General features: G+C 36.3%; 14 protein-coding genes. 6 read left to right on the forward strand and 8 right to left on the reverse strand.

Features of this window, described 5'->3' with window-relative positions:
- Nucleotides 1-5 precede the first annotated feature (5 nt).
- On the reverse strand, nt 6-2,669 hold the full coding sequence (locus tag CPT03_RS09550; protein WP_099438639.1) for a putative LPS assembly protein LptD: 2,664 nt from the start codon (nt 2,667-2,669) through the stop codon (nt 6-8).
- A 56-nt stretch (nt 2,670-2,725) separates the two neighbouring features.
- Here CPT03_RS09550 and CPT03_RS09555 point away from each other — a divergent pair, with 56 nt between their 5' ends.
- The 3 genes from CPT03_RS09555 to CPT03_RS09565 are packed head-to-tail and all read left to right on the forward strand — an operon-like array spanning nt 2,726 to nt 5,429.
- On the forward strand, nt 2,726-3,604 hold the full coding sequence (locus tag CPT03_RS09555) for an N-acetylmuramoyl-L-alanine amidase family protein (RefSeq protein WP_410522620.1): 879 nt from the start codon (nt 2,726-2,728) through the stop codon (nt 3,602-3,604).
- 2 nt (nt 3,605-3,606) lie between these two features.
- The gene (locus tag CPT03_RS09560; RefSeq protein ID WP_099438641.1) at nt 3,607-4,452 is read left to right on the forward strand and encodes an N-acetylmuramoyl-L-alanine amidase; all 846 of its coding nucleotides are present in this window, start codon (nt 3,607-3,609) and stop codon (nt 4,450-4,452) included.
- A gap of 26 nt (nt 4,453-4,478) precedes the next feature.
- Nucleotides 4,479-5,429 carry an MlaD family protein gene (locus CPT03_RS09565; protein WP_099438642.1) on the forward strand — a complete coding sequence of 317 codons (951 nt, stop codon included), beginning with the start codon at nt 4,479-4,481 and terminating at the stop codon, nt 5,427-5,429.
- A gap of 3 nt (nt 5,430-5,432) precedes the next feature.
- On the opposite strand, the gene CPT03_RS09570 is transcribed toward CPT03_RS09565, so the two are convergent.
- The 4 genes from CPT03_RS09570 to CPT03_RS09585 form a co-directional block, all read right to left on the reverse strand.
- Complete coding sequence (locus CPT03_RS09570) at nt 5,433-6,344, reverse strand: ribonuclease Z (protein WP_099438643.1); 912 nt, start codon at nt 6,342-6,344, stop codon at nt 5,433-5,435.
- On the reverse strand, nt 6,344-6,730 hold the full coding sequence (locus CPT03_RS09575; protein ID WP_099438644.1) for an STAS domain-containing protein: 387 nt from the start codon (nt 6,728-6,730) through the stop codon (nt 6,344-6,346). The genes CPT03_RS09570 and CPT03_RS09575 overlap by 1 nt, the downstream gene beginning before the upstream one ends.
- A gap of 77 nt (nt 6,731-6,807) precedes the next feature.
- On the reverse strand, nt 6,808-7,761 hold the full coding sequence (locus tag CPT03_RS09580) for a phosphoribosylaminoimidazolesuccinocarboxamide synthase (RefSeq protein ID WP_099438645.1): 954 nt from the start codon (nt 7,759-7,761) through the stop codon (nt 6,808-6,810).
- Nucleotides 7,762-7,889: 128 nt separating this feature from the next.
- Nucleotides 7,890-8,855: a PhoH family protein gene (locus CPT03_RS09585; protein ID WP_099438646.1), complete on the reverse strand. Its 966-nt coding sequence runs from the start codon at nt 8,853-8,855 to the stop codon at nt 7,890-7,892.
- Nucleotides 8,856-8,957: 102 nt separating this feature from the next.
- Here CPT03_RS09585 and CPT03_RS09590 point away from each other — a divergent pair, with 102 nt between their 5' ends.
- The 3 genes from CPT03_RS09590 to CPT03_RS22905 are packed head-to-tail and all read left to right on the forward strand — an operon-like array spanning nt 8,958 to nt 10,455.
- Nucleotides 8,958-9,737: an S-adenosyl-l-methionine hydroxide adenosyltransferase family protein gene (locus tag CPT03_RS09590; protein WP_068892764.1), complete on the forward strand. Its 780-nt coding sequence runs from the start codon at nt 8,958-8,960 to the stop codon at nt 9,735-9,737.
- Nucleotides 9,738-9,796: 59 nt separating this feature from the next.
- Nucleotides 9,797-10,309, forward strand: coding sequence for a hypothetical protein (locus tag CPT03_RS09595; RefSeq protein ID WP_099438647.1), 513 nt, complete (start codon nt 9,797-9,799; stop codon nt 10,307-10,309).
- Nucleotides 10,309-10,455, forward strand: a complete 147-nt coding sequence (locus CPT03_RS22905) for a hypothetical protein (protein WP_172954158.1) — start codon at nt 10,309-10,311, stop codon at nt 10,453-10,455. Before CPT03_RS09595 ends, CPT03_RS22905 begins: the two co-directional genes overlap by 1 nt.
- Here CPT03_RS22905 and CPT03_RS09600 read toward each other — a convergent pair.
- The 3 genes from CPT03_RS09600 to serC are packed head-to-tail and all read right to left on the reverse strand — an operon-like array spanning nt 10,448 to nt 13,777.
- Nucleotides 10,448-11,692, reverse strand: coding sequence for a DUF1015 domain-containing protein (locus tag CPT03_RS09600; RefSeq protein ID WP_099438648.1), 1,245 nt, complete (start codon nt 11,690-11,692; stop codon nt 10,448-10,450). The genes CPT03_RS22905 and CPT03_RS09600 overlap by 8 nt on opposite strands.
- Before the next feature lie 55 nt (nt 11,693-11,747).
- Nucleotides 11,748-12,698: a D-2-hydroxyacid dehydrogenase gene (locus tag CPT03_RS09605; protein WP_172954159.1), complete on the reverse strand. Its 951-nt coding sequence runs from the start codon at nt 12,696-12,698 to the stop codon at nt 11,748-11,750.
- An 11-nt stretch (nt 12,699-12,709) separates the two neighbouring features.
- Entirely contained in the window at nt 12,710-13,777 is a 1,068-nt protein-coding gene (gene serC / locus CPT03_RS09610) for a 3-phosphoserine/phosphohydroxythreonine transaminase (protein ID WP_099438649.1), read from the reverse strand.
- Nucleotides 13,778-13,796: the final 19 nt, after the last annotated feature.

Below are 13,796 nucleotides of genomic sequence, written 5' to 3' on the forward strand. Positions count from 1 at the left end.
AAATATTAGAATCTGGTATAGTAATTCTTTCTTTTGCTCAGTTTTAAATCCTGAAGTACAGATGCCTTTACTTTGATATCAACAGAATAGAACTGGTAGGCACCAAAAGGGATCCAGCTAAAGCTCATATCCCAGCAATGTAAATCGCGGTATATGGCCAAAGAGGTTTGCGAGAAAGTGCTCGCTTTAAAATCCCATCCTGAGTTAAACTGAACTTTCCATTTTGTGGTGATATTGGCATCCCCATTAAAGTTCAATGTATTCGTTATAGTCGAGTTTTGCCCCACTCTATCCGTATTGTAATTAAAAGTATAGCTAAAGGCAAAGTTCCATGGAATTTTAAAATCAACAAATGCATTAGGATCCCTACTTACTTTAGCAAGTTCCTCCGACTGTTCAGGGGTCATCCCGGTCTTGGCCGCTTTATCTTTTAAATTTTGTTCATTTTCGTTCTTCCTCTTTAAAGCTTCCGGATTCAAACTATAATTAAAAGAGAAACCAAAATTGGTAAGGCGTGGTAACTTACCTACATTCCATACATAGTCGTCAATAAGCTTTCTGCTCACTCTTCCTGTCAGTACATCCACCGTATCAGTATACCTATACGGATCTAAAGTACCATAATAATTAATACCCAACTTATCAGTAAACTGTGAGCGACCGCTAAATCCAAGGGTTGATAACTTAAAGCTTGGTGCCAGAAAATTATATGAACCACTAATACTTAAACCCTGAATAATAGGAATTTTCTTGTCGCCCTTGCCAGTAGTATCTTTAGGTGTAAGCACCTTAGCTTCAACAGTATTATCTAAACTAAAGGAAATAGAAGCAGAACGGCCATTTCCCGGAAACCCATAAGGCGATCCTTCAAAAATTGAATATTTTTGCTGTTTACCATCCGAACCCATTTTTGGTGTTCCATCCGTATAATAAGCCAGTTTATAATAACCTTTTTCTATGCTAGAAAAATCTGGCCTGTAGCTAAAGCTCATTTGAGGAGTCATTACATGCCTCAAAGCTTTAAAATTACCAAACTTCTTAAATTGGGCGGTACTATATACTTTTGTAGATATACCCATATTTAAGCTATACTCACCATTACGTTTAAAGCCCGGAACAGTATCCAGAATTTCCTGATCGTTCTGGCCAGTATTATTTAAAACCTTTAAGTATGATTTACGTATCGTTTGAAACTGCCATCTTTCAGTATAGGAAACTCCGGTATTGAAATTAAAATAATCGAAAATATTAAACGCCATGTTAGGGTTTACCTGATGTATAAAGCCACTTTTAAATTTGCTAAGTGCTCCCTTTTTAAACAACTGGTCTTCGGTTGTTTGTATACTATTGGTTCCCTGCATACTGTAACCTACAGTAATCTTTTGATACCATTTTTGTTCTCCAACCCTATCCTTTGAATCAAAAGGATTAAAAGTAGGAACACTTAAAGTAATATCTGGCAACTGTAAACCCACTGTTTTGTTTTGCGTCTCCTGAGACCCACTTGCTGCAAGCGTAAAGTTAATACCGTTACTAAAAACCTTTCCATATGATATTGAAGATCTCATAGTGTTTTTAGTAAACTGGTTATAATCATAACTAGCACCCCCGGCAGTATTTTGATTAAAAGAACTGGTACCTGCATCTACCGAAGCAGAAAATGTTGTTCCCGGTTTGGCATTTGCATTCTGAGAATGTGTCCATTGAAGATTAAAATCCTTTCTTGGCGTATATTCCGGAGTGCCTTCCAGTCCGTATCTTGAATTTGAATACCTAAAGTTTATATTTCCGTTATACTTATACCTTTTTGTATAATTCGATAGTAATGATCCTTCATATGAGCCCCTGGTATAAATTGTAGCCAGCATTTTTGCATCCCAGTAATCATTTAACCCCAGGTAATATCCTCCGTCTCTCAAAAAGAAACCCCTTGTGTAATCTTCACCGGGACTTGGTAAAATCACTCCAGACGATTTCTTATTGGGCTTTGGAAAAAATGCAAATGGTAAACCAAGAGGTAAGGGAATATCCTCAATTTTCAGATATACCGGACCAGTAATAATCTGATGTTCTGTAACAATACCCTTTGTAATATAAATTCCAAAGTGCGGATGAGGCAAATTACAAGTACTGTATGTTTGTCCTTTACTATGAATCTCGTCGTCCGGTTGCTTCTTTGCTTTTCCTCCGGTAAAAAAACCGCCTTCCTGTTCTGTATACACTCCCCATATACGGCCAACACTGGTTTCTGTATTATAGAAAAGTGAATCAGCCATAGAGGTCGATTGGCCCTCCATTTTAAAAATTGGCCGGCCTACATACTTTCCTTTAGCATCTGTTCTTCCACTGGCATAAATCAGTTTGGTTTTGGAATTATATGTAATGTAATCTGCATCAAGTTCAATTCCCTGATACTTTACCCTTGCTTTTCCATACAGATAAACCATTTCTTTTTCCTTATCAACAAAACTCGAATCCTGAGCTGAGTATTCTATTTTCTCGCTCGCTGTTGTATCTTTTGGTGCGGTTTGTGCGTTACCTTTCTTAGTAGTATCTGCTTGCTTAATTACTTGCTGCCACGAAAAATTGTTTAAAGCAAGGGCTCGATTACCAACAGATGTTAATAAAACAAGGAAGTTTAAAAAAATGATGTACCGTAAAAGTTTCAAATTCGTGTGTGAATGTTATTTTTGCATTAATGTTTAATCCAAAACGTTCAAAATTAATGAAAAATATACCATTGCTCAGACCAAATGCAATTTTGATTGCATTTATTTCTGTAGTTATTATTACCATATCTAATTATCAGGCATTTACGCAAGAATACAAAATAAAAACTATCGTTATTGATGCAGGACATGGCGGAAAAGACGGCAGTACCAGAGGACTTTACTCTACTGAAAAAGATGTAGCGCTTAAAACCGCTTTACACCTTGGGGCTGCTATTGAAGCTAATATGAAAGATGTAAAAGTAATTTATACACGAACTGAAGATGTTTTTATTCCACTTTATGAACGTATAGCGATTGCAAATAATGCCAAAGCAGATCTTTTCATTTCAATTCACTGTAATGACATGCCCGTATACAGATCAACAGTAGTAACAGGCTATAGAAAAAACAGCAGAGGAAAAAGAATTCCAATAACCAGCACAGTTAGCAGAAAAAGCACTTCAACAAGAGGTGTAGAAACATTCGTTTCAGGTATGGGACGTGTAAACGAACAAGATGAAGCCATTAAAAGGGAAAATGCATCCATATTTTTAGAGGACAACTATAAGGAGAATTATGAAGGTTTTGACCCTAACAATCCTGAAAACTTCATCATCCTTTCTCTAATGAAAAATACTTTTAGAACGCAAAGTCTAAAACTGGCAAAACTGGTGCAAGATCAATATGTAAGTGTTGGCCGGGTTGATCGTGGTGTTCAGGAAAAAAGCCTGGCAGTTTTGGCCCGTGCCGGTATGCCTGCAATATTAACCGAAATAGGTTTCATAAGTAACCCCGATGAAGAAAATTACATGAATTCTGAAGAGGGTCAAAATGAAATAACAAATTGTCTTTTAAAGGCCATTGAAAACTACAAGAAGAGTATAGAAGGATAGATATGAGTTTAAAGAAAAATGCAACCCTGTTATTATTACTATGTTTATTTAGTTCGCAACTGGTATTTTCACAAACCTATAAAGTAAAAACCATTGTTATAGATGCCGGTCATGGTGGGAATAAACCGGGGGCCAGAGGTAGTTTTTCATTAGAGAAAAATGTGGCACTCAAGGTAGCTTTAAAACTTGGACAAAAGCTTGAAGATGAATTACCAGGGGTAAAAATTCTTTACACCAGAAAAACCGATGTAGATGTAGATTTCTACAAAAGAGCCGCCCTGGCTAACGACAATAAAGCAGATCTTTTCATTTCTATCCATTGCAACTCTATGCCCGATAAAAGAGTGGTTACCGGATATACCAAAAACAAAAAAGGCAAAAGAGTCCCTAAATACTCTTATGTAAAAAACAAAACCACAAGCGGTACAGAAACATTTGTAGCCGGATCGCACCGCTTAAATGAGCAGGATGCAGCAATCAGGGAAAACGAAGACATTAAGCTTGAAAAGAATTACAAGCAAAATTACAATGGCTACGACCCAAACGATCCTGAAACATTTATTATACTATCTTTGTTCAAAAATATATTTAGGGATAAAAGTCTGAAGCTTGCTAAATTGATTCAAGACAATTATACCAAAGATAACCATAGAGTAAACAGAGGAGTTAAGGAGCAAGGACTTTTAATTCTTCAAAGATGCGGAATGCCTGCGGTACTAACAGAAATTGGATTTATTTCTAACCCTACGGAAGAAAATTACATCAATTCAGCGGATGGACAAGCGGAAATTGTTAATTCAATTTACAAGGCAATAAAAACTTACAAAAAGGAAACCGAAACAAATTAGTAATACATACCAAGAACATACACTGAATGAAAATAGCAAACGAAACCAAAGTAGGCATACTAGCTGCCTTTTCTATTGCCCTATTAATTATAGGCTACAATTTTTTAAAGGGAAATGCCATATTTTCAAGTGAAACAGTTTTATTTGCAAAATATTCACGTGTTGATGGTCTTGCGGTATCCAAACCGGTTTTAATTAATGGCTACCAAATTGGTCGCGTTGATAAGCTTGAATTACAAACAGATGGTTCAATTGTAGCCACCCTTAAAATCAAAGGCAAATACGAAATCCCAAGAAACAGTATTGCAAAACTCGAAAGCACCGATCTTTTAGGAAGTAAAGCAATTGTAATGGCTTTAGGTACAGGCAATGATTTTGCCCATGATGGCGACACACTAAATGCAAATGTTCAAAAAGGAATTCTTGAAACTGTACAACCGGTGCAAAAAAAGGCAGAGCTAATAATTGGCAAAATGGACTCCATCTTAACAAGCGTAAACTCTATCTTAAATCCTAATTTTCAGAAAAATGTTGACAAAAGCTTTAACAGCATTGCCTCTACCCTTTCTTCTTTAGAGTCTACCTCAAAAAAGGTCGACAATCTTGTAGGTTCAGAGGGCTCTCGTATATCTGCAATTCTTGCAAATGTTGAAGCAATTTCAGGCAATCTAAAGCAAAACAATGCTAAAATTTCTGCTATATTAAACAACATCAACTCAATTACTGATCAGGTTGCTGCTGCTAATTTCAAGCAAACAATTGACAATGCAAACAAAGCCGTAGCAGACCTTCAAAGCATAGTGAGCAAGATTAATAATGGAGAAGGTACTATAGGCCTTTTAGTTAACGACACTAAAATGTACGACAACTTGAATAATGCATCTAAAAACCTTGATAACTTAATGATTGACCTGAAAGCGAACCCTAAACGTTACGTTCACTTCTCAATATTTGGTGGAGGTAAAAAAGACAAGTAAATATTAAATAGTATAAGTATTGCCTTCTATTGCAAGTTCAGTGTTTTCAAACACAGATCTTGCTTCATCCAGAAGGCCTTGTAAAGTCTTATATCTCGACGAAAAGTGACCGATGAGTAATTTTACTGCTCCGGTCATTTTTGCTATTTCGCCAGCCTGTAAAGCAGTGGTATGATGCGTTACATTAGCCCGGTCTAACATATCATGCAAAAAAGTAGCTTCATGATATAACAAATCGCAATCAGTAATACTGCCAAAGTACCTTTCGTCAAACAAGGTATCAGAACAGTACCCATACTTTTTAGGCGTATCAGAGTCAGTAGTATAATCCTTATTTAATATAATCCTGCCATCAGGTAAATTAAGGTCAACCCCTCTTTTCAGCAACGGATAATACTCAATATCAATATGCTCGCTTTCTAGTTTATCAACAATAAGCTTACGCAGTCTTTTCTTTTGAGTAAACTTAAACCCTGTGCATGGAATTCGATGGTTTAAAACAAAAGTATCAACAACCAGATCGGCATTTTCAAAAATCTGAACAGGCTCATTGGTCTGAGTTGCAACAAACTCTATAGGATACCTGATTACCGTTTCAGAGTATTTAAACTGAAGCGCAAGGATTTCCTGTAAAGGTTCTGGTGCAAATATTTTAATTGGTTTAACGCGTCCGTTTAAATGTAAACTGGAAAGCAGACCTATTAAACCAAAATAGTGATCGCCATGCAAGTGGCTTATAAACACATAATCTATCTTGCTGGCCTTAAAGCCATATTTGATCAACTGCTGCTGAGTACCCTCACCACAGTCGATCAAATAAAACTTTTCATTACAATTTAAAAGCTGTGCTGTAGGATTCCTATTATATACGGGCGTGGCAGAGCTGCTCCCTAAAATAGTAACCTCAAACTTCATTAATCTTTATCTACACTTCCCAACAACTCTTTTTCTATTTCTTCCATAAAGATCAAATCAGTTGCTTCATCAAGCTTCGATACAATGGTTAGAGATTGATCTAAATTAGACATTTCCAATATTTTGGCAACCCCTTCATTCACCCCCGTTACAATAAACAGGCCATTAGATTTCTTGCAAAGTCTGTCGCCGACAAGCAAACTGCTCAGATCCTGAGAATCATCACACTGCTTAATAGCTGATAGATCTAATACGATATTACGATATCCCTCTGTATTCAATAAGATGAATTCAGATTTCAATTTCGGTGTATTGTCATTTGTAAACTTAGATTCATTAAGTTTTAAAACAACATACTTTTCATGCTTATCTACTGAAAATTTCATGATATTGATTTATTTAGTTCGTTTACGAATGTAGTTAAAATTCTCTGATTTATTTAATTATTGAAGCAGATTACAACCTACGCCGACAATAGATTATTTAAAGAATCACTAACATTTTTTTCTATCCTGTTCACAATATCAGAGCGCTCATTCTTAACAAACTTATCTCCTGTTATTTGCTCATACAACTCAATATAACGATCAGATATAGAATTTACGATCTCAGGGGTCATCACAGGAACATTTTGTCCATCCTTACCCTGAAAACCATTCTCAATTAACCATTTTCTTACAAACTCTTTCGACAATTGCTTTTGAGCCTCATTCTTATCCTGTCTTTCAGCATAACCTTCAGCATAAAAATATCTTGAAGAATCCGGAGTATGAATCTCATCAATCAAATAAATATCATTACCTGCTTTACCAAACTCATACTTAGTATCAACAAGGATAAGTCCTCGCTCAGCAGCCATCTGAACACCACGCTCATATAAAGCATAAGTGTAATTTTCAAGCTGAGTATAGTCTGCTACAGACACAATACCTTTAGCCAGAATATCCTCTCTGGAAATATCCTCATCATGCCCAACTGCTGCTTTAGTTGTAGGCGTTATAATCGGTTTAGGCAATTTATCATTTTCTTTTAAACCATCTGGCAAGGCAACACCACAAACACTGCGTTTTCCGGCACTGTATTCTCTCCAGGCATGTCCGGCTAAGTACCCTCTAATTACCATTTCTACTTTAAACGGTTCACAAATACGTCCTATGGTAACCATTTCATCTGGCACATCAATAACCCAGTTCGGAACAATATCTTTTGTTGCACCTAAAAATTTAGCAGCTATCTGGTTCAACACCTGTCCTTTAAAAGGTATTGCCTCAGGTAAAACCACATCAAACGCAGATATCCTGTCCGTTACAACCATCGCCATAAACTGGTTATTAATGGTATAAACATCCCTCACTTTTCCTTTGTAAAAATTTGTCTGCTTAGGGAAGCTAAAATTTGTTTCTTTAATTGCTGTCATTTTAATTTAGTAGTTAGTACTTAGCATTTAGTAATTAGATCAAAGTCCCTAATCACTAAACACTAATTACACGTTTCAAATTACAAATATCTAAATACTAATTACTAATATCTAAATACTAATATCTGTTACTGAATATCACCGTAGGCTTTTAATATTCTTTTTACAAGTTTATGCCTTACAACATCTTCGCCTGTTAAATAAATAATATCAATGCCTGGTATATCATCAAGAATACGCAGTGCGTTATTTAAACCCGACATCTGCTTTCTTGGTAAATCAATCTGTGTTACGTCGCCCGTTACAATAAATTTAGCTGATGGCCCCATACGGGTCAAAAACATTTTCAATTGCAAATCCGTAGAGTTTTGTGCCTCATCTAAAATTACAAAACAGTTATCAAGCGTTCTGCCACGCATAAATGCAAGCGGTGCAATCTCAATAGTTCTGTTTTCAATATATAATTTAAGCTTTTCAGCAGGTATCATATCGTCCAGTGCATCATACAGCGGGCGTAAGTAAGGATCAACCTTTTCCTTTAAATCTCCTGGCAAAAACCCAAGATTCTCACCCGCCTCAACTGCAGGCCGAGTTAGAATGATCCGCTTAATCTCCTTGTTTTTTAATGCTCTTACCGCAAGTGCAACGGCAGTATAAGTTTTTCCGGTTCCGGCAGGCCCTATGGCAAAAAGCACATCATTCTTATTTATGCTTTCAACCATCTTTCGCTGGTTGGCTGTTCTTGCTTTTACCATTAAACCATTGGTACCAAATACAATCACTTCTCCACCCCCGCCGTTACTTGTTTTTTCAGCAGCAGGCTCATCGGCAGATTGTATTTTCTTCGAAACCAAAATAGACTCCACATCATTTGCCGTTAAAGAACTGTATTTCTCTAACTGGCCAATCAGTTGTCCATATTTCTTTTCAAAAGCCTTAAGTTCCTGTTCGTCACCAAGTACCTTTACTTCGTTACCTCTTGCAACAATCTTTAATTTCGGAAAAGCATTTTTAACCAGCTCGTAATGCTCATTGTTAGCACCCCAAAATTGTACCGGATCTACCGATTCTAATGTTAATTTTAGTTCGTTCAAAATATTGTTTTTTAGATTGGAGTGTATATTTTGATTTAAAAATTGAATATTTGTACGCGTTTTACCACCTACGCAAGATTAAGAATAAATATTCAATTTTTAATGGCCATTATTACTTTAACAACAGATTTAGGTTCTAAAGATTTCTATCAGGCTGCCCTTAAGGGAAGTATCCTTAGTATTCTGCCTACAGCTAACATTGTTGATGTAACTCACGAAGTGCCATCTTTTAACATTTCGCATGCTGCGTTCGTTTTAAAGAACGTTTATCCTTACTTTCCCAAGGGCACTGTACACCTTATCGGAATCGACTCTGTATTTAGCGAAAACACAAAATACATTGCACTTAAACATAAGGATCATTTCTTTGTTGGTGCCGATAACGGAATTTTTTCTTTGCTCTTTAATGAAAAGCCAGACGAAATTGTAGAGCTCAATATTATGCAGGATCTTAAATATCTTCACTTCCCTCTGGTCGATATTTTTGTTAAAGCAGCTACACAACTTGCCAAAGGTGCCAAATTGAGAGATATTGGAGTTCCTACAGAAAGTATTGAAGAAAGAATGTTATTAAATCCCGTTATTGAACGCGACATTATCAGAGGCAGTGTAATTTATATAGATACTTTTTGCAACGTAATAACCAACATCACAAAAGATCTTTTTACAAAAATTCAGCGTAACCGCGATTTCACCCTATATTTCAGAAAAAGTGAAACCATTACTCAACTGAGCTGGCATTACAATGAAGTTCCCGAAGGCGAAAAACTTTGTCTTTTTGGCATTAGTAACCATCTTGAAATTGCCATTAACAAAGGAAAAGCCAGTGGATTATTAGGCTTACACCTTAACGACATCATTAGGATAGAGTTTCACCCCTAAACACAAAATATATTTCCCATCAGGCATGGAGTTTGCTTGTCTCTTAAAAACATTTAAACATGATTAAAAACGTATTGTTTATTATTTTACTTTTCAGCACTTCACTACAAGCCGCACCGTTCCAAACAGATACCAGTGCTTATCAAACGCAAAGATTAAAAGTAAACGCACTACTTAATCAAAGGAGCGCCAAGTTTGGCCAGTACGATCAAAGTTTGGATACCAAAACAGGAATATTTGGATTCCAGACAAAAGGCGATATAAAAAACTCTAACGAAATACTGCGTCAGATAGTCCTAAATGACAATAACATCTTTAAGGAGCTTAAAATACTTATGGATTATAAAGATGAAGAAGTTAAGCGTATTAGAAATGAAGCCAATAGTACCGGTTCAAGAATTAACAACTATAAAGAATCCATTAAAAAACTTCAGGACCAGAACGTACAGCTAAAAAAAGATTATGCTGCTGCAAATAAAGAAAAACAAATTACCAATTACATAGTTATGTTTCTTACACTTACTTTATTTGTAGCATGTTATTTATTCTACAAAAAACTTAAAAGAGCATAATGAAAAAGGCTGTCTTTAAAATCCTTGTAAAAATCAACAACGCCATCTTACCAAGTCTGTATAAAAAAGACCCGATAAAACTAACTACGTTTCAAAAAGCAATATTAGGCTACAGGTACTGGGCATTAACCCAGTCACTTAACTAAAACAATTGGTTAACACCCCTACCAGGAACTTAGGCTCTACCCAGGTTGATTTTGGAGGCATTATTCCGTTAACATCTGCCACGGCAATTAACTGATCAATAGAAACCGGAAAGAAAGTAAAAGCCAATGTATAAAGGCCGTTATCAACCATAAGCTGAAGCTCCGAAACCGCAGTTTCCCCTCCTTCAAACGTAATTCTGGCATCAGTTCTCGGATCCTTTATACCCAAAATCGGAGTAAGAATAAAATCTTGAAAAATGCTCACGTCAAGTACCTTAACAGGATCATTTTCATCATATATTTCCTTTTTAGGTTCAAGTACATACCATCTTGTATTAAAATACATACCTATTTTATGCAAATGATCTGGCTTAACAAGCTGAGTTGATTCCTGTACAGAAAATGACTCTTTTAATGCTTCAATAAATAATTCAGGCTCCCAATCTCCTATATCTCTTATCAGCCTGTTATACTCCAGTATTTTTACCTCATTGGTATTCATATAAACTGTAGTAAAATAATTATAAGTCTCCGTTCCGGTATGACGTTCATTATTTAAAGCCTGCTTTTGTAAAGCCATCTTAGCCATAGACGCTACCCGATGATGGCCATCGGCAATATAGACAGAGGAGATGCCATCAAATACAGTCACAAGGTCCTTTATATCCTGATCATCACAAATAGTCCATACCTGATGTATTGTTCCATCAGCAAACGTAAAATCAAGATCCGGTTTAAGTGAGGTATACTTATTAGTGATAGTATCAATAATATGATCCGGATGATAGGTAATTAATACAGGATTAGCATCTATTCCTGTTTGCTGCAGATAATCGGCCAGAAGAGTCTCTCTTCGCGCAACAGTGGCTTCATGTTTCTTTATTCTTCCGTCCAGATACTCATCAATATGAGTAAGTGTCCAGATGCCTGTTTGCACCACACCATTATGCTTAACTCTATAAACATAAATGGCAGGTTTATCATCCTTAACAAGAAATTGCTTTTCCAAAAAAACTTCCAGGTTCTCACTGATTTTTTTATAAACCAGTTCCTCCCTGCTTCCCCTTAGATATGGGTTTTCAAGTTCCGGATTAATCAGATGAAGAAAAGTGCATTTATTTTCCGAAGCAATTAACCTTGCTTCTCCCATGCTGTAGTTTTCAAGCGGCCTTGTTACAACCAGTCGTTGTAAGTGTACTGCAGGTTTAAGCGCGCAGAAAGGCTTTATATGGGGCATACCTGGTTATGAATAATGGTCAAAGCTATATAAAAAATAGCTTTGACCACTAATCTTATTTATTAAAATGCTCAATAATTAATGAGGCAAGTTCAACACCAATACGTTCCTGAGCTTCGTTAGTAGCAGCTCCAATATGAGGTGTTAAAGAGATTTTAGCATGTTGTAAAATTTCAGCTCTAGGTGTAGGTTCGTTATCAAACACGTCTAAACCAGCAAAAGCAACTTTACCACTGTCTAAAGCAGCAATTAAAGCTTCTTCATCAATAGTACCACCTCTTGAGCAGTTTACAACACCAACACCTTGTTTCACTTTAGCAAACTCTTCTGCACCTAAAATAGGCTTATCTGCAAAAGGAGTATGTAAACTGATAAAATCACTGTTTGCAATTACTTCATCCAATGATACTGTTTTGAATGGAATTTCAACAGAAACACCACCCTGGAAAGTCAATGGTAATGTACCTTCAGCAGGATAAAGATCGTAAGCCAATACATTCATACCCAATCTAAGGGCAACTTTAGCAGTTTCACGACCAATACGACCAAAACCAATGATACCCATAGTTTTACCCTGAAGTTCAACACCACCAGCATATGCCTTTTTCAAAGCATTGAATTTAGTAGCTCCTTCAACAGGCATTTTTCTGTTTGAATCCTGTAAAAAACGGATACCGGTAAATAAGTGTGCAAATACCAGCTCAGCAACAGATAACGAAGACGCAGCAGGAGTATTTACCACTGCCACACCCTTACTGCGGGCATATTCAACATCAATATTATCCATACCTACGCCGCCTCTGCCAATCAGTTTAATATTAGGAACCTGATCAATCAGTTCTTTACGTAATTTGGTAGCACTTCTAACTGTAATACCATCATAATTTTTTAAAGCTTCAACCAGTTGATCCTGAGGAACTGTCTCAGTATCAACAACAAAACCGGCTTTTTCTAATAACGCTTTACCGATAGGATCTATCCCATCGTTTGCAAGTATCTTAATCATCAATTTATATTTTATTTGGTGTGTTTTTCAGCAAAATTCTGCATTAATTCAACTAACGTATGAACACTTGTAATAGGAAGTGCATTGTATATAGAGGCTCTGAAACCACCAACACTTCTGTGTCCTTTTATACCTTCAATACCATTTTCTTCAGCATATTTCAAGAAAGGTTTTTCCAGTTCAGGGTTTTCCATTACAAAGCAAACATTCATTCTAGAGCGATCTTCAACAGCACATGTGCCTTTAAACAATGGGTTTCTGTCAATCTCAGCATATAATGCCCTTGCTTTCGCAATATTCTCTTTTTCAATTTCAGCAACACCACCTTTAGATTTTAACCATCTTAAGTTTAGCATAGCTACATATATAGAAAATACCGGCGGAGTGTTGTACATAGAACCACCATCAATATGCACTTTATAATCAAGCATAGAAGGTATTTTTCTGCCCGATTTGCCTAAGATCTCGTCTTTAACAATTACTACGGTTAAACCAGCCGGACCAATATTTTTTTGAGCTCCTGCATAGATCAAATCATATTTAGAAACATCAATAACCCTACTCATGATATCAGATGACATATCACAAACTACCGGAATACTGGTTTCAGGTAAGTTGAACATTTCTGTTCCATAGATCGTGTTGTTAGAAGTGCAATGGAAATAAGCACTGTCTTCAGGGATACTATAATCTTTAGGAATAAAGGTAAAGTTTGATTCTTTTGAAGAAGCAACAATATTTGCTTTACCAAAAGTAGATACCTCTTTAATAGCTTTATTTGCCCAAACGCCTGTTTCCAGATAGCTGGCAGTTTTTCCATCAGGCAATAAGTTCATTGGAACCATTGCAAACTGCAAACTTGCACCACCTTGTAATAACAAAACAGAATATCCCGAAGGTACATTTAGTAATTCCTTAACTAATTTCTCTGTTTCTGCTACTACACCTTCAAATTCAGATGTGCGATGCGAGATTTCCAGAATAGATAAACCATCCTTAAAATCCAGAACTGCTTGTGCTGCTTGCTTAAATACTTCCTGAGGTAAAATACAGGGGCCTGCGCCGAAATTGTGTCTCATTTTTATAGTGATTTTTAAT

The organism is Pedobacter ginsengisoli (assembly GCF_002736205.1).
Classification (GTDB): Bacteria; Bacteroidota; Bacteroidia; order Sphingobacteriales; family Sphingobacteriaceae; genus Pedobacter; species Pedobacter ginsengisoli_A.

Coding starts and splice junctions, on each gene's coding strand:
- CPT03_RS09555 (WP_410522620.1), top strand. CDS start 2,726: ATGAAAAATATACCATTGCTCAGACCAAATGCAATTTTGATTGCATTT.
- CPT03_RS09560 (WP_099438641.1), top strand. CDS start 3,607: ATGAGTTTAAAGAAAAATGCAACCCTGTTATTATTACTATGTTTATTT.
- CPT03_RS09565 (WP_099438642.1), top strand. CDS start 4,479: ATGAAAATAGCAAACGAAACCAAAGTAGGCATACTAGCTGCCTTTTCT.
- CPT03_RS09570 (WP_099438643.1), bottom strand. CDS start 6,344: ATGAAGTTTGAGGTTACTATTTTAGGGAGCAGCTCTGCCACGCCCGTA.
- CPT03_RS09575 (WP_099438644.1), bottom strand. CDS start 6,730: ATGAAATTTTCAGTAGATAAGCATGAAAAGTATGTTGTTTTAAAACTT.
- CPT03_RS09580 (WP_099438645.1), bottom strand. CDS start 7,761: ATGACAGCAATTAAAGAAACAAATTTTAGCTTCCCTAAGCAGACAAAT.
- CPT03_RS09590 (WP_068892764.1), top strand. CDS start 8,958: ATGGCCATTATTACTTTAACAACAGATTTAGGTTCTAAAGATTTCTAT.
- CPT03_RS09595 (WP_099438647.1), top strand. CDS start 9,797: ATGATTAAAAACGTATTGTTTATTATTTTACTTTTCAGCACTTCACTA.
- CPT03_RS22905 (WP_172954158.1), top strand. CDS start 10,309: ATGAAAAAGGCTGTCTTTAAAATCCTTGTAAAAATCAACAACGCCATC.
- CPT03_RS09600 (WP_099438648.1), bottom strand. CDS start 11,692: ATGCCCCATATAAAGCCTTTCTGCGCGCTTAAACCTGCAGTACACTTA.
- CPT03_RS09605 (WP_172954159.1), bottom strand. CDS start 12,698: ATGATTAAGATACTTGCAAACGATGGGATAGATCCTATCGGTAAAGCG.
- serC (WP_099438649.1), bottom strand. CDS start 13,777: ATGAGACACAATTTCGGCGCAGGCCCCTGTATTTTACCTCAGGAAGTA.